The following is a 19106-nucleotide window of genomic DNA, read 5'->3' as shown; positions in this document are numbered from 1 at the left end:
AACGTGATGAGTCCGTAATCATCGAACAAAAAGAACCTGAATCGGACATTCCAGCAGAAGACGATCCATACGCAGATTTCGTCGTGCCTGACGATTTGATGTGGTAACAATAAATTAATCGATACATCAACGAAAAGAGCCGCTAATGTAACATCAGCGGCTTTTTTTATAGAAAAATAATCTACAGAGATGATGTTTTGTTATTGCTTACTTAGAAGCAAATTCGCACCTGATGCAGCTAAAAACAACGAACATCCGCGATTGAAACGTTTCGCCATTTTTGGATTTGAAAACCAGTGTCTCAAGTACAAACCAAAGATGGCATAGATTGAAATGGCGACCATTTCTAATATCAAAAACGTCGAGCCAAGGGCAAAAAACTGCTCTTGAACGTTGGCATTGGCATCAACAAATTGCGGCAAGAATGCAGTAAAAATAAGAATCGCTTTCGGGTTGCCAGCAGCAAGCGTAAATTCTTGCTTCGCAAGTCCTGCGTAATTGCGCGAATTGTCCAAGTCAGAGATCGGACTGGACTCTGAACGCCAAAGGTTGAACGCAATCCACAGTAGATACAGCGCCCCTACCAGCTTTATTGCCAAAAATAGCATTTCTGACGTATACAAAATCACAGCCAGACCTGATGCAGACAACGCAATCATTGCTGAAAAAGCGGCAATTCTGCCTAAACTGGCCGTAAACGCGGCCCTAAAGCCGTAACAACGCGCATTATTCATTGCCAATAAATTGTTTGGGCCTGGAGCCATATTTAGAGCGAAGCAAGCAGGAATAAAAAGGAGAAGCTGCCAAATATCCATAATAAAATGGTCTTAGTGAGTGATATTGATCGGTACCCTAACATCTGTTAATAAAGTGAGTAAACCACAAACCGATCTTAAAGCAACTCAGCATCAAATCGTGCCGTGCGAGCTTGAACTAACGTGCAGTTCGTTTCAGCCATCAGCTCCGCTAAGGTGATGTTTGGGTTTTGTCTCACCAAACGTATCAACTTCACGTCCAAAGGTTCCAATTTGTCTTGGTGAGCAAGTAGAGCTTGTTCGATTTTGTTGATCGCAAATCGCATCGTCTCTGCTTCTTCGTTTTTGAGATGCTCTAAAAACGCTTTTACATCCAAAGCCTCGCCCGAGATTTGCCAGTGACGAGATCGTCTAATTCGCTTAAGATCGCACTGTTTTTCTGCTGCGAGTGTTTTCGCTCGCTTGGCATGGTCGCCCCCAATACGGTGAATCAAGGATGGGAGCGAAATCGTAATCTTCGTCTCTTTCATGGCCTTTTCTTTCATCGTCTCAGCCCTCAACCACCGACACATTCTCGCCAACCCAAGCCAACAACTGTTTTGCCGCTTTGGATAACACCTGATTTTGACGCACGATGTAGCCGAAATCAGTGTTTGGAAAACTTGGCAAAGGCGTAACTTCACGAGAAAGCTTTAATCTCGGATCGAGCGAGAAATCCGGCACAATAGCAGTCCCAAACCCCGCTTCCGCCCAGTCGATTTGTGCTTCCACACTGCCCACTTCCATCACGCGATGCTTAGGCAGATTTAGTTCAGGTAAAGACGCATCAATCAGCTCTCGGGTTCGAGTATCGTGCCCTAGCAGGATCAGCGTCTGGCTCTCTTTTCGATTGTCTTGCCACTCAAAAATGTTATCGCCAAACGCACACCAGTGAATCTGCGTGAGAGGCGTAAAATGCAGCGGTTGACTCTCTTTTTGTGCGATAACAAAGCCGATATCGGCACGCGCACTTTTCACCAAATCCACCGCTTGAGAAGATGTGGTGTTGAACAATGCCAAGTCGATCCCCGGATATTCACTTTTGAATTGCTGAAATGGTTTGATAAGCAGTAAACGTGAAACAATATCGCTCGCCGCAATAGAAAGCGTCCCCTGCGTAAGATCGTTGATGGCATTGAGATCTGACTGACAAATTTGCAGCTCATTGAGCATCCGCTGCGCCGTAGCTAACAAACGCTTCCCCGCTTGCGTCAACTGCACGGGATTTCGCTCAATCAATTTCGTGCGCGTGGCTTGCTCCAACTGCTTGATATGCAAACTTACGTTCGGCTGCGTCATGTGCAGTTCCGTCGCTGTTTTACCAAAGTGTTTTACCTCTGCAAGAGTTACGAAGGTTCGCAGCCAGTTCAAATCTAACATTGCCAATTCCGATATGAAATTCTTATCAAGTTAATGAGTATAATTAATTTCTCTTATTATGGCGAACACCTTAAGATTTTTGCATCTGTTTTTGGAGATTAAATTATGTCGTCTATCGTTGTTGTGGGTGCAAACTGGGGTGATGAAGGCAAAGGCCGCATCGTTGACTTTTTGGCAGAGCAAGCTTCTGCGAGCATTCGTTTCCAAGGTGGTAACAACGCGGGTCACACCGTGGTTAACGACCTAGGTACGTTCAAGCTGCACCAGCTTCCAAGTGGCGTATTCAACCCAGACTGTTTGGCAGTGTTAGGTCCGGGTATGGTTATCAGCCCTGCGTTGCTGTCTCAGGAGATTGCGGAAGTTGAAGAAGCGGGCGTAAAAGTGAATATGTGCATCTCTGATCGCGCAACACTGTGTCTACCTCTACATGCACTAGAAGATACGCTAGAAGAACAACGTTTAGGCGACAAAGCATACGGTTCAACTCGCCAAGGTATTGCACCTGCGTACGGTGACCGCGTAATGAAGAAAGGCATCCTAGTTGGTTGGTTGAAGCAACCAGAAGTATTGGTTGAACGCCTTCAATTCATGATGGATTGGAAACTGCCGCAACTGCGTGCACTTTACCCGACGTTCGAGTTTGAACAAACCGCTGAAGAACTGGCGAACTGGCTGCTAGAAGTCTCTGCACCTTGGCGCGATTCAATTTGCAACGTAACGCTTCCTCTAAAAGAACTACAAGCGAAAGACAAAACTCTATTGTTCGAAGCGCAGCTTGGCGCGGGTCGTGACCTTGTTTACGGTGAGTACCCTTGGACAACATCTTCTAACGTTGTATCAATGTACGCGGGTATCGGTAGTGGCCTTCCGGCACTTCGTCCTGAACGCGTTATTGCGGTTGCAAAAGCCTTCAGCTCATCAGTGGGTACTGGTACGTTGATCACTGCAATGGAAGAGCAAGACGCTTTCCGCGAACTTGCTGGCGAGTTCGGTGCAACTACGGGTCGTCCACGCGACATGGGCTACTTCGACGCAGTCGCTACGAAAAATGGCGTTGAACTGCAAGCCGCAACTGAAATTGCACTAACGAAAGTAGACTGTTTGACTGGCCTTAACGATCTGAAAATCTGTGTTGGCTACGAAGGCGACCACAGCGAAAACCCAATCTGGCCTCAAACTGCCTCTCTTGCGCCAATCTACGAGAAGATGGAAAGCTGGAGCGAGGACATCACAGGTTGTCGTAAGTTTGAAGAGCTTCCAGTAGCAGCACAGAAATACGTTCTACGCATTGAGGAACTCATGGGCGTACCAGTAAAAATGGTGTCTGTGGGTCCTGGTCGTGAACAAATGATTATGCGATAAGATGTGAATTAACACATCATTGGCAAGCGGCTTTTATCTGTTCCGGGGTAAAGCCGCTTTTTTTACACTGTAAACTTTGGAAAATTGCACGGCTAAATTCATGTTTAGTAACCTCATCACGAGACTCCTACCTCCTTTATTTATAAATCAATAAATTATAGGGCTTAACACGTTGTGCACGTTACTAGCACATCTCACTTGTTAAAGAAGCACGTCAATTAGGTTAACTGGTTGATTTGATATTCTTTAAGTGATTAGTTGATCACGATCTTCATCTGCAATTTGTTGAACTAGTACTCAAAAAATCTAACCCGCTGTTTTTAGGATAGATGAGTTCCCCAACATCCAACCTAACAGCAGGTGATTCCCATGACGAAAAATATTTTCCGCCTCAGTACGATAACCCTTGGTTTGTGCCTTAGTTCTTTGTCTTTCGCGCAATCCGATCTTCCGAACATTAAAATTCTTGCCACTGGCGGCACCATTGCAGGCGCAGGTCAATCTGCAACCGAGTCAAACTACACAGCAGGTAAAGTCGGCGTTGAATCATTGATTTCTGCGTTGCCGAGTATGACCAAAATTGCCGATATTTCTGGAGAGCAAGTGGTCAGTATCGGTTCACAAGATATGAATGATGAAGTGTGGCTAAAATTATCGAAAAGAGTTAATGAGCTACTCGCTCAAGATGATGTTGACGGCATCGTCATTACTCATGGTACGGATACGTTAGAGGAAACCGCTTACTTCCTTGATCTGACCGTCAAGAGCAAAAAGCCTGTCGTGATCGTTGGTGCAATGCGTCCTTCCACCGCAATGAGTGCTGATGGACCAGTCAACTTATACAATGCAGTCGTAACAGCCACCGATGAAGATTCAGAAGGACGTGGCGTGCTAGTCGCAATGAATGACACGATTTTCGATGCGCGAGATGTGACAAAAACCAATACAACCTCCGTCAGCACTTTCCAGTCACCCAACTTTGGTGCTATCGGCTACATTCATAATAGCGATGCCAAATATCAACGAAGCCCAGAGCGTAAACATACGACAGAAACCCCATTCGATGTATCAAAGCTTAGTAAGTTGCCTAAGGTCGGTATTGTTTATAACTATGCAAATGCCTCCAATTTGCCAGTGAAAGCCTTTGTGGATGCGAAGTTTGACGGCATCGTAAGTGCTGGTGTCGGTAATGGTAACTTGTACCACACTGTGTTTGATGAGCTAGAGAAAGCGAGTAAAGATGGCGTTGTTGTTGTAAGAAGCTCCCGAACGCCTAGCGGCTCAACCACTTTGGATGCTGAAATTGATGACGAAAAATACGGCTTTGTTGCCGCTGGTACATTGAACCCACAGAAAGCACGTATCTTACTGATGCTGTCACTGACTCAGACCAAAAACTATCAAGACATCCAAAAGATGTTCCAATACTATTAATTCTGTCTAAGGTTCATTCGATAGAGGAGGTATACATCTTACCTCCTCTTACACATAGCGACATGAGCGTCTCTTGTTAGCCAAACAAGCGACGCTTCATTCCTGCTTTTTCCAGAATACGCGTAGTAATTTCCTCAACAGACAGAGAGGACGTATTGATATATGGGATCGCCTCTCTTCTAAACAACGCCTCAACAGTGTCTAGCTCCAGCTTACACTGCTCTGTGCTAGCGTAATCACTTCCAGACAAACGATTTTCACGGATTTCAGTCAAACGTTCAGGGTCGATAGTAAGCCCAAACAACTTATGACGATGGATCTCAAATTCAGGCAACAAACGCATCATCTTCACATCTTCCGCAATGAACGGATAGTTCACAACACGTAAACCAAATTGCATCGCCATATACAAGCTAGTCGGCGTTTTTCCACTGCGCGACACGCCAAGTAAGATAATATCAGCTTGCTCCAACCCTTTTAGCGTAATGCCATCATCATGCGCCAATGTGTATTCAATGGCCGCAATACGGTCAAAATAGGTGTCGGAATCTTTCCCCACGCTGCGAGAACGCTGCAACTTAGGCTTTGGTGCCATCTGAATGTCGTCTTGCACTTTCTGCACAATACTCTCCAACACATCGTAACTGTATGCTGGCGCTTCAAGCAGCATTTCACGTACTTCTGGAACGACAATTGAGAAAAAGACCAGAGGTTTGACGCCATTGCGCTGGTAGGAAGTTTCAATTTCTTTGACTACGTCAGTAGCTTTGTCCTGGCTTTCTACAAACGGAAAGGTTTTTTCGTTAGGAATGAACGGAAATTGACCGAGAACAACATGCCCTAATGTCTCACATGTTATCGCCGTACCGTCAGAAACATAGAACACATCACGACTTTGGTTATTTATTTGCATTTCTGTTTAATTTTTCAAAATCTTTTGAGTAGGATGGTACACATAATATTAATAAATCAGTTTGGCTTTCAGTTAGGTTCACCACAGCTTTAAAAATTCTTTTGAATTTTTTTCAGCCAGAACGTAATCGTTTGCCTTTGATATCAATCTAAATGAAGCAATGTATGGTCAACGTGTAATAACAGCCAACATGCGTTTATTTAGATCGATTTAAGTCCCCCTACTAAGCTGCAATGTTTCTGGAGAAAGACATGCAAAAGAACACCCTCTGGTTCAATGGCCTATCCATGGATGATGTCGACAAAGTCGGCGGTAAGAATGCTTCACTTGGCGAAATGGTTTCTAACCTAGCAAACGCAGGCGTTTCTGTACCAAATGGTTTTGCGACAACCTCATACGCGTTTAACCAATTCCTTGACCACGAAGGTTTGGATGAGCGTATTCACCAATTACTCGATGAACTAGACGTTGAAGATGTAGAAGCTCTGCGTAAGACAGGTGCAAACATTCGTCAATGGGTATTAGAGGCCCCTTTCCCTGCGGACCTTGAACAAGAAATTCGTGAAAACTACCAAGAACTGATCGAAGGCAATCCTGAGCTTTCAGTCGCAGTTCGTTCATCTGCTACGGCAGAAGACCTACCTGATGCTTCTTTTGCTGGTCAGCAAGAAACGTTTTTGAACGTGAAAGGCATCGACGCAGTACTAGAAGCAACTAAGCACGTTTACGCTTCTCTATTTAACGACCGTGCGATTTCTTACCGCGTTCACCAAGGGTTCGACCACCGTGGCATCTCGCTATCTGCGGGTATCCAACGTATGGTGCGTTCAGATAAAGCCTCGTCGGGTGTTATGTTTACACTAGACACTGAATCGGGTTTCGACCAAGTTGTCTTCATCACCTCTTCATGGGGTCTAGGCGAGATGGTCGTTCAAGGTGCAGTAAACCCTGACGAGTTCTACGTTCACAAGCCAATGCTTGAAGCAGGCGAACACCCAATCGTTAAGAAAACATTTGGTTCTAAGTTGATCAAAATGATCTACTCAGATAACCAAGAAATCGGCAAACAAGTTGATATCGTTGATACTTCTGATGAAGAGCGCAACACGTTCTCATTGAACGACGACGAGATTAAAGAGCTCGCAAAACAAGCAATGATCATCGAAAAGCACTATCAGCGTCCAATGGACATTGAATGGGCAAAAGATGGCATTGATGGCAAGCTGTACATTGTTCAAGCGCGTCCTGAAACCGTATGTTCACAAACGGAACAAAACGTGATTGAGCGCTACGAGCTACAAAACAAAGCGGATGTTTTGGTTGAAGGTCGTGCAATCGGTCAGCGCATCGGTAAAGGCGTGGTTCGCTTGGTTGACTCTCTGGACCAAATGTCTTTAGTCCAAGAAGGTGACGTGCTAGTTACAGACATGACTGACCCAGATTGGGAACCAGTGATGAAAAAAGCATCTGCAATCGTAACCAACCGTGGTGGCCGTACGTGTCACGCTGCCATCATCGCTCGTGAGCTTGGTATTCCTGCAATCGTTGGCTGTGGCGATGCGACAAGCAAGTTAACCGATGGTGCAACCGTGACCGTATCTTGTTCAGAAGGTGAAACGGGCTACGTTTACCAAGGTGAACTTGAGTTTGATGTAAAACGCTCTTCTGTTGATGAACTGCCACTGCTACCAACAAAAGTGATGATGAACGTGGGTAACCCTGATCGCGCGTTTGACTTCGCACAAATTCCAAATGAAGGTGTTGGTCTTGCGCGTCTTGAATTCATCATCAATAAGATGATTGGTATCCACCCGAAAGCATTACTTAACTTTGATGCACAAAGCGATGAGCTAAAAGCAGAAATCACTCAGCGTATTCGTGGTTACAAAGATCCTATCGATTTCTACGTAAGCAAACTGACAGAAGGTATCGCAACCATTGCTGCGGCATTTTGGCCGAAACGCGTTATTGTTCGTATGTCTGACTTTAAGTCTAACGAATACAGCAACTTGGTTGGCGGTAAAGCATACGAACCGCATGAAGAAAACCCAATGCTTGGCTTCCGTGGCGCGTCTCGTTACATTTCTCCAGTGTTTGAAGACTGCTTCGAGCTAGAAACTCAAGCAATCAAACGCGTTCGTAACGAAATGGGTCTGAAAAACGTTGAAATCATGATCCCATTTGTGCGTACACCAAGCGAAGCAGCATCAGTGATTGATTTGCTAGCGAAGTTTGATCTGCGCCGTGGCGATCAGGGTCTTAAAGTCATCATGATGTGCGAACTGCCATCCAACGCGGTCCTTGCCGATGAGTTCTTGAAGTACTTTGATGGCTTCTCGATTGGCTCAAACGACATGACTCAGCTAACGCTTGGTCTTGACCGTGACTCTGGCGATGTCGCACATCTATTTGATGAGCGCAACCCAGCGGTTAAGGTGATGCTTCAAATGGCGATTGATGCGGCAACAAAAGCAGGCAAATACGTTGGTATTTGTGGTCAAGGCCCATCAGACCACGACGACTTAGCGGAATGGCTAATGGATCAAGGTATTAGCTCTGTATCACTAAACCCAGATACGGTTATCGATACTTGGTTAAAACTCGGTAAAGTTAGCAGCAAGTAACACACGATAAACTCTAGCCCTCACACTCCCCTTGTGAGGGCTTTGTTATTCACACGTCATTTCACAATCAGTTCGTGATTCCTCTCTCAAGTTCGTCATTTAGTCAATTTCATTATCAAAGTCTGATGACCTAAAATGAATGGTATATCGATAACTCCAGAGAGAATTTGATGAAAAAGCCTATCGCACTCCTTACTACATTGATGCTCCTGGCATCCCCTGCTTATGCCGATTGGGATGAAATTTCCAATAAAATGTCTGAGCTTGGCGACGCAGTTTCTGATACTGCACAAGATGCTTGGGACGACACCAAAGCGTTTTCAAAACAAGCGTGGCAAGATTTCACGAATTGGTCCGAGGAAGCGATCAATACCGCAGGCGAATGGACAGAAGCCAGCATCGAGAAAAGCAAAGAATGGATAGATGCTGCCGACAAAAAAATTGATGAGCTGATGGAAGGCGATACGCCAGAAGAAGCTCGCCAAGCTGTGGACTTAATGGCAGATAGCGCTTTGCTCAAGTTATTTAATGAAAAGCCGGAGGCAAAAGCTATTTACGACAACGCGTACGGCTACGCGGTCTTTGATTCTCGTAAATTATCTTTGCTGTTTCACACCAACTCAGGGTCAGGAGTCGCAGTGAATAAGGAAACAGAAGAACGCACTTATATGAATATGTTTGGTTTGGGCGTTGCACTTGGGGCTGGCGGAAAATTTTACCAACAAGTGGTTCTGTTTGAGAACAAAGAAGACTTTGATACGTTCGTCAACGAAGGATGGGAGGCCACAAGTGAAGCCTCTGCTGTTGCGGGCGAAGATTCAGAGCAACTTTCAAAACAATTTAACAGCGGCGTCGCCGTCTATCAGTTGAACGCTAAAGGTTTGCTCATCGATGCTAACGTGTCTGGTTCTAAATATTGGGTTAACGAAGAGCTCACTAACTCGCAGTAATGCATAGCAACTAATCGCTTAAATAAAACCGTTGTTATGCACCCTTATCAATAAGTTAACGGGGATATAATTCCTCAAAACTGAGCACTTACGCAACTTTCTCTATGGAAGTCACCAGAAGATGGCGACTTCCCTTTCTCGTTGGATTGCTTTTGGTTATGCTTGCGCAAAACCACCTGCAATTCGGTATCCCATGCCTGACAATAACTTTAATAATCTGCTAGCAGAAGCAATTTCTGCTCTTAACACGCCTAACTTTACTCCTAAACTTATGCGTGTCATTCGCACTCTTTTTCATTTTGATTGCGCAGTTATTTTAGGTTACCGAGAAGGTAAACATCCTATTTATCTCTACGACTCAATTGAGAACGAGCGAGAGTTACTTTTTCAACGCTACCTTACTGACTCATTTCAAAATGACCCTTTTTTTCTCAAACTAAACGAGACAAAGCAACAAGGCGTATTTACGCTCAAAGACGTGGCGCGTAAAGGCGTTGACTTCACCTCATACTGCGAGCAGTTCTATCATCAAACAGGGTGGAAAGACGAGCTTAGCATGCTAGTCGAAGTTGAATCTGGCCGTTGGGTCATGCTGTACTTCGGATATATGACTGATGGAAAATACTTTTCTCAGCAACAAATAAATAAGCTAAAGCCCTATTTCCCGATAATTCAGTCGCTTTGTCAGCAGCATTGGAAACAAACGGAATTTACCTTTTCTGAGCCTGTTTTTGCACAGAGTGCTTATTCTGGCAGTATGCGATTAGCCATTGAGCAAGCTTTAGCAACGTTTGGCGTAGAATCACTCACCCGTCGAGAACAAGAGGTGGCTTCGCTTCTCGCTCAAGGGTTTGACACCAAAGAAATTGCCGCGCGGTTACACTTAGTTCAAGGCACGGTCAAAAATCATCGAAAGCGAATTTACTCGCAATTAAATGTGTCTTCATTGAGTGAGTTATTCCAGCTTTTCCTCAATCACCTCATTCTCCATTCAAGATAAAAACTGTCCCTTAAGGGATATATCGAGAAAAGGTGTCGCGTTTTAGTCTGAATGTAACAACCACTAAGACAGACAAAAAGAATGACGACACCATTACTGCAAGATTTACAAGATCGTGGCTTGATTGCACAAGCCAGCGATTTGGAAGAAATTCAGACACTTCTCTCACAGCCACAAACCGTTTACTGCGGCTTCGATCCTACAGCTGGCAGCTTGCATATCGGCCACCTCGTGCCTTTGATTATGCTTAAGCGCTTTCAAGATGCCGGACACCAAGCTGTTGCCTTGATTGGCGGTGCAACGGGCATGATTGGCGACCCAAGCTTTAAAGCGACTGAGCGCAGTCTGAACTCAGAGGAAATCGTCTCAGGCTGGGTTAACGATCTTTCTAATCAAATTCAGCAGTTGATGAATCACCAACTGACCAAGCCGATGATCATGGTGAACAACGCTGACTGGATGAAAGCGATCAATGTGATCGACTTCTTCCGCGATGTGGGTAAGCACTTCTCGATCAATACTATGGTCAACCGAGAATCGGTAAAACAACGCCTGCAACGACCTGACCAAGGTATCTCCTTCACCGAATTTAGCTACGCCCTACTGCAATCGTACGATTTTGCCGAGCTAAACCGTCGATACGGTTGCCGTTTGCAAATCGGTGGCAATGACCAATGGGGAAACATCGTCAGCGGGATCGATTTAACTCGCCGTCAAAATGGTGAGCAAGTATTTGGCTTAACTCTGCCGCTGATCACCAAATCCGATGGCACCAAATTTGGCAAAACTGAAGGTGGTGCAGTATGGCTAGATCCTAGCAAGACCTCTCCTTACGCGTTCTACCAGTTCTGGCTTGGCGCAGAAGACGCCGACGTTTACCACTTCCTGCGTTACTACACGTTCTTGAGCTGCGAAGAAATTGCCAGCATTGAAGCGCAAGACCAAGCAAGCCAAGGTAAGCCACAAGCACAACGTATCCTCGCTGAGGAAATGACGCGATTTGTTCATGGCGAAGAAGGCCTAGCTAGCGCCGAGCGCATCACTCAAGCTTTATTCAGCGGTAATGTGCAACAACTGAGTTTGGGTGAATTAAAACAATTGGAGTTGGATGGTTTACCAAGCATTGAGAGCGCACAGCAAGATTTGGTTGAGCTGTTGATTGAGTCGGGTTTAGCAAGCTCGAAGCGTGTTGCACGCGAACACATCAGCAACAACGCCATCAGTGTAAACGGTGAAAAAGTGGCGGCTGATAACCCAAGTTTGAGCTTCCCACTGTTTGATCAATATTGGTTACTGCAACGCGGTAAAAAGCACTTCTGCCTCGTGAAGCGTGCCGCGTAGTAACACTCGAAGTACAAAGCCCATAAAAAATTCCCCTCACTGCTTTCGTGATGAGGGGAATTCAAATTTGAACGATTTTAAGCCTAACAATAGGCAAAGGCGTTGCTTATTGCGTTCTTAAACGTTGCCAGTACTTTTCGTAAATCGCTAACGTTTCTGCGCCAACATCATTAATAAACTCGCCTTTTTTCATGTCTTCTGATGAAGGGAAAATAGTACGGTTATTTTTCAACTCTTCTGGCAATTTGTCACGCCCAGCGTTCGTTGCCGACGCATAACCCAAACTGGTCACGATTTCCGCTTGGTTCTCTGATTGGTACATGAAGTTAATAAATTTATGCGCCAATGCTTTGTTTTTACTGCCAGACGGAATAGTGAAGTTGTCCATCCACAATACCGCGCCCTCTTCCGGCATCACGAACTTCAGCTCAGGCATTTCAACCTGTCCTTGGAATGCGTTGCCGTTCCATTGCATGCCGACCGATGTTTCACCGGACACGTAAGGGACTTGCGGCGCATCTGAGTTGTACAGTAATACGTTGTTTTTCAGCGCGACTAGAGAATCAAAAGCCTGCTCGATTTCTGCTTCGTCTTTTGTGTTCACGCTATGGCCATTTTTCTTCAGCGCCATACCGAACACATCGCGAACGTCATCAATCAGCATGACTTGTTGTTCGTATTGAGACTCCCATAAGTCTGCCCATTTGGTCACTGGTTGCTCAACCATGGATTCGTTGTAGCTGATCCCGGTAATGCCCCAAATATAAGGCAGCGAGTAATCATTTTTAGGATCGTGCGCTTGGCCAAGTAAACCGTCCATTGTGTCTTGCATGTTTGGCACTTGAGCGTGATCTATTTTCGAAAGCAGCCCTTCTCGCCCCATTTTTTCAATGAAGTACGCAGAAGCAAAAACCACATCGTAGCCAGAACCTTTTAGCAATTTTAGCTTGGTATACATTGATTCATTATTCTCAAAAGTCGAATAATTAATCGTAATACCTTCTTGTTTTTCAAACGCTTTTAACGATGCTTCCGGCAAATAGCCACCCCATGCATAAACGTTCAACGTTTTGCTATCTGCATGAGCAAACATGCTGAGCACAAGAGCACTCAGCCCCAATCCTTTGATGATTAATTTCATGGTATGCAATCCAACCAGTCCAGCGACGCGCTGGGATTCGGGTGCATAATTAGGTAATTGTTACCCAATTGAAAGAAAATTTAATTAATCTTTAACAGCAAAAATATTTATCGAATTTATAAAATTAACGCATGTTTTTAATAGCGACTGTGCATACCAAAATGATGAGACATTCCATCTTCCATTCGACCGCCTTTCCAGCCACCAGAGCCGAGTAAATTAAGCACATCTTGAGCGGTATAATCGGCACCAGAAAAGAAATCATGCGCCACGTCTGAGCGTATTGCTTGCAATTCTGGTTGGTTTTCCAAATCAAGATCTTGCGGATTCGCATACAACGCCAACGCAATTTTTTGTTGGCACGCGCTTAAGCTTAACTCGCTGGTGCTCGTCTTTACCTGACCAACCGAAAAGTACTCACGACTGCCGTATCCCACTATCAATCTGGTACTCATTAGCTTAATCACTTTCTTAATGCGGCGACGTTGTATAAATCTCAACATGTTTTGTTATTCCTGTATTAAGTTGGCTATGTCGTATTCTTTTGTTCGAATTAAAACACTCTGTTTTATCCGCGAAATTTCTCTAGCGCTTTTCGCGATGATCGGTTGTATAATACGATCCTGAAATATTTTGTTACGTTACCTCGGTAACCCCTGAGACTGCAACATGAACAACAGCAGATGGGTCGGCTTTATAGGCGGCACGATTGTCTTACTTAGTACCTTTATCCTCTTCGGATCTTCCGTCCACTCTGCTTGGTACCGAATCCCTGCGGAAGCCATTCATGGTATCGCCTTCACTCTGGCTTTTGGTTTAGGGTTAAACAGCCTGCTGGCGTACGCGACGGCAGTGATTACTCTTGCTGCACTATTCTACATTGGCTTTGTCGTTAGCTATCGGGTCCATCAGAAACTTAAATAAACTTCTGTCTCAACCTGAGCTTAATAACGGATACTTAATAACTAAAAAGGGAGCAAATGCTCCCTTTTTAGTTATCAGCATATAGATGTTCTATGCCCGCTTTAATCATTAAGGTGGCATACCCTCAACGACTGCTGCATACCTGAAACATCATCACCTAAATACTCAACCGTCATTGGAACGTTGACCAACAGAGTAAAACTGGAGTCACTGAACCTTCCATCAGCATCACTCTCCAAATGAACAAAAAACGCAGGCTTATCCGCAATCAATGTAATTTTCCTCCCTTCAATAGAGACACCTATATTGGCTTTCGCTATCGGCAAGGTTTTTAGCTCATGAGTACTAAACCATGTGTTGCTTATTCTGTCTTCACCGATTTGCGCTTCAACATAGAAGAAGCCTGACGTAAGTTCGTCCTTCTCGATCGATTCATCCAATTGCCACAAAATCGTATTGCTGTCTGCTATGACTGTTTGCTCTAAGCTCCAACATTGCTTTTCTTCCCCTTGCCAATCTACCCACTTGAGCAGTGCGTTGACGCTTGCGGACTCTTTGGCATCATTGAGCAAATGTAGGCTCAACTCGCCTGTATGCTCGGAAAATACCAAATACTGCGGCGCAAAAAAGCGTTTTGCATGGTAGTGCAACTGCTTCCATCGACCACTGTATTCCAAACTAGACCAAGAACTGACAGGCCAATTGTCGTTGAGTTGCCAGTACAGCATGCCGCGACAAACTGGAGAAATGGCACGCCAATGATCGCATGCAGTTTTGATCGCGATTGCCTGCTGAACTTGACTTAAATACAGCATGCTCTCAAATCCAGAGGGAAAACGAAAATAGCGCGTGAACATCTCTGTGATAATACTATTACCACGAGGGTTCTTCTGATGTTGTTCGAAAGTTGGGGATGTAATATTCCAGTCTTGCTCAGGGACAAACCGCTTAACTTCAGCAAAAGATGGCCAAGATTGAAAACCAAACTCAGAGCAAAAACGAGGATTCACGTCAAGGTAGGCACTGAATGATTTTCCTGAATGCCAAACGTCCCAAAAGTGCATATCGCCTTTACTATCATCATGCCACGCATCACCGAAATCCAGTTCACCATTACATGGGGAACTTGGCCAGAAACGGCGAGTGCTATCTTGCTCGGTAATCTCCTTCTCAATCATGCGGTTGAGGCGATCGTAGTTAACCGTGTATTTGACTTTGCTGCGCTTAGATTCGTCATACCAACCAATAGCTCCAATCACTTCATTGTCACCACACCAAAGTGCGATTGATGGGTGCTTCTTAAGCCTCGGGATTTGGAATCTAAGTTCTTCTTCTACGTCTTTTAAAAACTCGTCGTTTGATGGGTACAACGAGCAGGCGAACATCATGTCTTGCCACACCAACAAGCCAAGTTCATCACAAAGGTTATAAAAGGTTTCACTCTCGTAATGACCACCGCCCCATACGCGAATCATGTTCATGTTGGCGTCAACCGCACTTTGCAAAAGGTTGCGATAACGTGTTTCGTACTCTCGCCCCGGCATTGCGTCAATAGGGATCCAGTTGGCACCTTTAGCATTAATCGGTACGCCATTGACGATAAATTCCATTGCAGAGCCGTGCTCATCAACTTGGTTATTTAGGGTTAACTGACGCAAACCAATGTTGTGCGTTAACTTTTGCTCTCTGCAAGAAATGGTAATGGGATAGAGATACGCTTCGCCATAACCCGATGGCCACCAGCGTTGAGGCTCCAAAATGTGGAACTGGCAATGATAGTGACCACTTCCTTTTGTTTGAATACATTGACGCTCACCATTAAATTCAACCATCATTTCATGGCGTTGACTGTCCGTTTCCACTTCAACTACTACATCAAGAAACACACTCCCATCGGCTTGCCATTGCTGCTCTGTCGAGAAACCTTTGAGCCAAAGCTCATTCACAATGTCGATTTGAATGGGGTCGTAAATACCCGATACCATCAAGCAAATGCCCCAGTCCCATCCGGAATGGCATTGTGTTTTGCGGATCAAGTTCATGTGTGGAATTTGGTTGTTGCCCATTGCCGATGGAATAGGAAATGGCAGTTTTTTTGCTCTTGCGATACCTTCTAAATCCACCCGAGCAAACTCAACCCGAATCGTGTTAGTACCTTGCTTTAAATGCGGTTTAATATCCACACGTTGCTGGGTAAACATGTTGCTGCAAGTTAGTGCTAGCTCACCATTAACATAGAAGGTTGCCAATGTATCGACACGAGTTAGCGTCATCCAAATTTGCTTGGCAGACAACGTAAACGCGTCGACGTCAAACTCACGTGAGATATGCCACTCACACTCTTCAATCCATCGAACTTTGTTTTCATTATCGGCAAAATAAGGATCTGGAATCTGCTCTGCTTGTAAAAGCGCCGACACATTATCGCCCGGAATAAACATTGGAATTTCAAGATTGGGGCGCTGTGGCGAGGTAAGCATCCACTGCCCGTTAAGTTCGAAGTGAGCCATCGAGTTAAACCTTAGCTTGGGAAAAACATGTTTTCTCAATGTAATCCTGATAATCCCATGCAAAAACAAGGGAAATGTTAATTACATACGAAATGCGGTGCATTTCACGTAAAAACTCTTTCTTTTGATCTCTACCCAAAAATCAGCAACTTGGCTAACCTGTTAAAAATTAATCGAAATCTAAGGTTATATTTGCAACTTCGACATGTTAACATCATCGGCTTTTTGAACATCCTCACACTTTTCGTCGAAACGATGTGAGGGGAAATGCACGGCTTCATAGCCCTAAAAAGCGAAGTAATTATGTCAAATATGACGAATGCCGCCTCCCACACAGCGCCTATTCAGGATGCTGACTATTCTGCTATTCATCCCCCATCTTTACTCAAGCGCCTCGAACTCACCAATCCTGTCTTTTGGTTAAGTGGTAGCTTCCTCACTCTATTCGTTTTACTTGCTCTAACGAATACCGACTCTCTAACCGCAATGGTTAACACCGGCTTCGGCTTTGCTACTAAATATTTCGGAGCTTACTGGCAAGTACTGCTTCTTCTGAATTTCCTAATTGGTTTGGCTCTTGCGTTTGGTCGCACTGGTTATGTGCGCCTAGGTGGTCTAGCGAAACCTGATATTGATAACTTTAAGTGGTTGTCAATCGTACTCTGTACTCTACTTGCAGGTGGTGGTGTGTTCTGGGCCGCAGCTGAGCCTATCGCGCACTTTGTGACTGCTCCGCCTCTATACGGGGAAGCCTCACCGAAAACTGCCGCAATCAATGCCCTATCTCAGTCTTTTATGCACTGGGGCTTCTTAGCTTGGGCGATCCTTGGTGGTCTATCTTCCATTGTCTTAATGCACTTGCATTACGATAAAGGCCTGCCTCTTAAGCCGCGTACTCTGCTTTACCCTGTGTTTGGTGATAAAGCCATTAAAGGCTGGATTGGTGATGTTGCTGACGCATGTAGCATCATTGCAGTAGCAGCAGGAACCATCGGTCCTATCGGCTTCTTAGGTTTACAAATTAGCTACGCGCTAAACTCATTGTTTGGCCTGCCAGATACGTTCGTAACGCAAAGTATGGTTATTATGGCGGCGATCCTGATGTATACCCTTTCCGCACTGAGCGGTTTGAGCAAGGGTATTCAAATCGTCAGTCGTTACAACATCATTTTGTCTGTACTATTAATTGGTTACATCCTGTTCTTCGGGCCGACAAGCTTTATCGTTGATGGCTACGTGCAAGGCGTTGGTCGTATGGTGGATAACTTCTTCCCTATGGCACTTTACCGTGGTGATACAGGCTGGCTAAGTTGGTGGACAGTATTCTTCTGGGGTTGGTTTATCGGTTATGGCCCAATGATGGCGATCTTTATTGCTCGTATCTCTCGTGGTCGTACAATTCGCCAATTAATCATGTCTATTAGCATCGCGGCACCGCTGATTACTTGCTTCTGGTTTAGTATCGTTGGTGGCAGTGGCCTTGCGTTTGAACTTGATAACCCTGGTTTGATTTCATCTGCGTTTGAAGGCTTTAACTTGCCTGCAGCACTGCTAGCGATTACTGGTGAATTACCTTACCCAATGATCATTTCGGTTCTTTTCCTGATCTTAACGACAACATTTATCGTGACGACGGGTGACTCGATGACTTACACAATCAGTGTAGTGATGACGGGCTCAACAGAACCAAACGCAGTGATTCGCTCGTTCTGGGGGCTGATTATGGGTATTGTCGCTATTGCGCTTATCTCAATGGGCTCTGGTGGTATTTCTGCATTGCAGTCTTTCATTGTGATTACCGCCGTACCTGTGTCTTTCATTTTGCTGCCAAGCATTTGGAAAGCACCCGGCATTGCAAGCAGAATGGCGAAAGAGCAAGGCCTCGTTTAAACCGCCTCTCTAACCAATATGCGAAAAAGAGCCCTTCATTGGGCTCTTTTTAATTCTGCGCTTTATCCTACGCTATCAATGCGAATCATCACTGCGTCTGGACGCCAATACTCGAATTCGCAGTCCATTAAATGCCCATCTTGTTTGTAGTTTACCCGCCGAATTTTCAGAACGGGTTGTCCTTCAACTAGGTTCAACGCCTTAGCGACATGAGCAGGAGCTGACGTGGGAATCACATCAAAACGAGAGCGCTTTGTCTCGTAACCATACTTCTCACGATAAATGCCCGTCAGGGACATGGTGAGGTTCTCAAACAATATACCCTCAAACAGTGCCGCTTTGAGCACGTTCTCAACAAACAATACCGCTCGCCCATCAATAAAACGTAACCGTTCAATTACATAAATTGGGGTAATTAGCTCCACCTCTAACGATTTGGCATACTCACCTGCGGCCATTTCACTTCGCACGTTGAGTAACTTAGTTTCTGCAATACGATGCTGCTCTCGAATCATCTGATGGAAGTGAGAACGAGACAACGGGTTGTAACAGATACGCTCAGGAGATACATACCAACCCCGGCGCTCTTCTCGATAAATAAGACCTTCAGTTTCTAAAGACACCAACGCATCTTTGATAGTGATTCGAGTTGTAGAAAACAGCTCACTGAGCTCTCTCTCTGACGGCAGTTTTTGTCCTTCCGACATGATGCCGGAAAGAATCTGCTGTTTTAAGCTGCTTCTAATTTTTCCTAATTGGGTACCAAATTGTCCGGTGCCTGTCGCTCTCATTCTGATCTAGTCCAACGATAATTTGACGAATAACATAAGGCGTTTACGTAAC

17 protein-coding genes are annotated in these 19106 nt (G+C 45.0%); 9 read left to right on the top strand and 8 right to left on the bottom strand.

All coding sequences use genetic code 11. The features are described 5' to 3' along the window. Positions 1-107, top strand: a 107-nt coding sequence (locus IQP38_RS26610; protein WP_228010144.1) for a DUF2058 family protein, incomplete at its 5' end; no start/stop codon positions are given. A 93-nt stretch (positions 108-200) separates the two neighbouring features. Here the strand turns inward: IQP38_RS26610 and IQP38_RS19055 are convergent. The 3 genes from IQP38_RS19055 to IQP38_RS19045 form a co-directional block, all read right to left on the bottom strand. Then, the gene (locus IQP38_RS19055) at positions 201-815 is read right to left on the bottom strand and encodes a LysE family translocator (RefSeq protein ID WP_017633575.1); all 615 of its coding nucleotides are present in this window, start codon (positions 813-815) and stop codon (positions 201-203) included. A gap of 77 nt (positions 816-892) precedes the next feature. Continuing rightward, positions 893-1285, bottom strand: coding sequence for a ribosome recycling factor family protein (locus IQP38_RS19050; protein WP_017819813.1), 393 nt, complete (start codon positions 1283-1285; stop codon positions 893-895). A gap of 19 nt (positions 1286-1304) precedes the next feature. Further along, on the bottom strand, positions 1305-2174 hold the full coding sequence (locus tag IQP38_RS19045) for a LysR family transcriptional regulator (protein ID WP_005373812.1): 870 nt from the start codon (positions 2172-2174) through the stop codon (positions 1305-1307). A 105-nt stretch (positions 2175-2279) separates the two neighbouring features. On the opposite strand from IQP38_RS19045, the gene IQP38_RS19040 reads away from it, so the two are divergent. Together IQP38_RS19040 and ansB are read left to right on the top strand one after the other, a co-directional pair. After that, a complete protein-coding gene (locus IQP38_RS19040) occupies positions 2280-3536 on the top strand; it encodes an adenylosuccinate synthase (protein WP_005373814.1) in 1257 nt (418 codons plus the stop codon). Positions 3537-3905: 369 nt separating this feature from the next. Continuing rightward, complete coding sequence (gene ansB / locus IQP38_RS19035) at positions 3906-4970, top strand: L-asparaginase 2 (protein WP_193837909.1); 1065 nt, start codon at positions 3906-3908, stop codon at positions 4968-4970. Between the two features lie 76 nt (positions 4971-5046). On the opposite strand, the gene IQP38_RS19030 is transcribed toward ansB, so the two are convergent. Further along, complete coding sequence (locus IQP38_RS19030) at positions 5047-5883, bottom strand: pyruvate, water dikinase regulatory protein (protein WP_005373820.1); 837 nt, start codon at positions 5881-5883, stop codon at positions 5047-5049. A 251-nt stretch (positions 5884-6134) separates the two neighbouring features. Here IQP38_RS19030 and ppsA point away from each other — a divergent pair, with 251 nt between their 5' ends. The 4 genes from ppsA to tyrS all read left to right on the top strand — a co-directional run bounded on the left by ppsA (position 6135) and on the right by tyrS (position 11798). Then, complete coding sequence (gene ppsA, locus IQP38_RS19025) at positions 6135-8507, top strand: phosphoenolpyruvate synthase (RefSeq protein WP_005373822.1); 2373 nt, start codon at positions 6135-6137, stop codon at positions 8505-8507. A gap of 170 nt (positions 8508-8677) precedes the next feature. Beyond that, positions 8678-9457, top strand: a complete 780-nt coding sequence (locus IQP38_RS19020) for a hypothetical protein (protein ID WP_167415724.1) — start codon at positions 8678-8680, stop codon at positions 9455-9457. Positions 9458-9650: 193 nt separating this feature from the next. After that, positions 9651-10457 (top strand): response regulator transcription factor, encoded by an 807-nt coding sequence (locus IQP38_RS19015; protein WP_021707696.1) that lies wholly within the window; start codon positions 9651-9653, stop codon positions 10455-10457. Between the two features lie 81 nt (positions 10458-10538). Beyond that, positions 10539-11798, top strand: coding sequence for a tyrosine--tRNA ligase (gene tyrS, locus IQP38_RS19010; RefSeq protein WP_042523265.1), 1260 nt, complete (start codon positions 10539-10541; stop codon positions 11796-11798). Positions 11799-11904: 106 nt separating this feature from the next. Here tyrS and IQP38_RS19005 read toward each other — a convergent pair whose 3' ends face one another. Together IQP38_RS19005 and IQP38_RS19000 are read right to left on the bottom strand one after the other, a co-directional pair. Continuing rightward, entirely contained in the window at positions 11905-12939 is a 1035-nt protein-coding gene (locus IQP38_RS19005; protein WP_042523267.1) for an ABC transporter substrate-binding protein, read from the bottom strand. A 137-nt stretch (positions 12940-13076) separates the two neighbouring features. Next, positions 13077-13442: a DUF6559 family protein gene (locus IQP38_RS19000; protein ID WP_054576155.1), complete on the bottom strand. Its 366-nt coding sequence runs from the start codon at positions 13440-13442 to the stop codon at positions 13077-13079. Between the two features lie 166 nt (positions 13443-13608). Here IQP38_RS19000 and IQP38_RS18995 point away from each other — a divergent pair, with 166 nt between their 5' ends. Continuing rightward, positions 13609-13863, top strand: a complete 255-nt coding sequence (locus IQP38_RS18995; RefSeq protein ID WP_017819806.1) for a hypothetical protein — start codon at positions 13609-13611, stop codon at positions 13861-13863. A gap of 101 nt (positions 13864-13964) precedes the next feature. Here IQP38_RS18995 and IQP38_RS18990 read toward each other — a convergent pair whose 3' ends face one another. Beyond that, entirely contained in the window at positions 13965-16373 is a 2409-nt protein-coding gene (locus IQP38_RS18990) for a beta-mannosidase (protein WP_193837908.1), read from the bottom strand. A gap of 303 nt (positions 16374-16676) precedes the next feature. Between IQP38_RS18990 and IQP38_RS18985 the strand changes: the two genes are divergently transcribed. After that, complete coding sequence (locus IQP38_RS18985) at positions 16677-18263, top strand: BCCT family transporter (protein WP_005373846.1); 1587 nt, start codon at positions 16677-16679, stop codon at positions 18261-18263. A gap of 62 nt (positions 18264-18325) precedes the next feature. Here IQP38_RS18985 and IQP38_RS18980 read toward each other — a convergent pair whose 3' ends face one another. Continuing rightward, the gene (locus IQP38_RS18980; RefSeq protein WP_033906315.1) at positions 18326-19054 is read right to left on the bottom strand and encodes a UTRA domain-containing protein; all 729 of its coding nucleotides are present in this window, start codon (positions 19052-19054) and stop codon (positions 18326-18328) included. Between the last annotated feature and the right edge of the window lie 52 nt (positions 19055-19106).

The sequence above is a fragment of the Vibrio sp. OPT41 genome, from assembly GCF_015163595.1.
GTDB classification, from domain to species: Bacteria; Pseudomonadota; Gammaproteobacteria; order Enterobacterales; family Vibrionaceae; genus Vibrio; species Vibrio alginolyticus.
The sequence above is the reverse complement of the archived record's forward strand: the minus strand, read 5'-3'. Positions and strand labels throughout refer to the sequence as shown.

Coding starts and splice junctions, on each gene's coding strand:
- IQP38_RS19055 (WP_017633575.1), bottom strand. CDS start 815: ATGGATATTTGGCAGCTTCTCCTTTTTATTCCTGCTTGCTTCGCTCTA.
- IQP38_RS19050 (WP_017819813.1), bottom strand. CDS start 1,285: ATGAAAGAGACGAAGATTACGATTTCGCTCCCATCCTTGATTCACCGT.
- IQP38_RS19045 (WP_005373812.1), bottom strand. CDS start 2,174: ATGTTAGATTTGAACTGGCTGCGAACCTTCGTAACTCTTGCAGAGGTA.
- IQP38_RS19040 (WP_005373814.1), top strand. CDS start 2,280: ATGTCGTCTATCGTTGTTGTGGGTGCAAACTGGGGTGATGAAGGCAAA.
- ansB (WP_193837909.1), top strand. CDS start 3,906: ATGACGAAAAATATTTTCCGCCTCAGTACGATAACCCTTGGTTTGTGC.
- IQP38_RS19030 (WP_005373820.1), bottom strand. CDS start 5,883: ATGCAAATAAATAACCAAAGTCGTGATGTGTTCTATGTTTCTGACGGT.
- ppsA (WP_005373822.1), top strand. CDS start 6,135: ATGCAAAAGAACACCCTCTGGTTCAATGGCCTATCCATGGATGATGTC.
- IQP38_RS19020 (WP_167415724.1), top strand. CDS start 8,678: ATGAAAAAGCCTATCGCACTCCTTACTACATTGATGCTCCTGGCATCC.
- IQP38_RS19015 (WP_021707696.1), top strand. CDS start 9,651: ATGCCTGACAATAACTTTAATAATCTGCTAGCAGAAGCAATTTCTGCT.
- tyrS (WP_042523265.1), top strand. CDS start 10,539: ATGACGACACCATTACTGCAAGATTTACAAGATCGTGGCTTGATTGCA.
- IQP38_RS19005 (WP_042523267.1), bottom strand. CDS start 12,939: ATGAAATTAATCATCAAAGGATTGGGGCTGAGTGCTCTTGTGCTCAGC.
- IQP38_RS19000 (WP_054576155.1), bottom strand. CDS start 13,442: ATGTTGAGATTTATACAACGTCGCCGCATTAAGAAAGTGATTAAGCTA.
- IQP38_RS18995 (WP_017819806.1), top strand. CDS start 13,609: ATGAACAACAGCAGATGGGTCGGCTTTATAGGCGGCACGATTGTCTTA.
- IQP38_RS18990 (WP_193837908.1), bottom strand. CDS start 16,373: ATGGCTCACTTCGAACTTAACGGGCAGTGGATGCTTACCTCGCCACAG.
- IQP38_RS18985 (WP_005373846.1), top strand. CDS start 16,677: ATGTCAAATATGACGAATGCCGCCTCCCACACAGCGCCTATTCAGGAT.
- IQP38_RS18980 (WP_033906315.1), bottom strand. CDS start 19,054: ATGAGAGCGACAGGCACCGGACAATTTGGTACCCAATTAGGAAAAATT.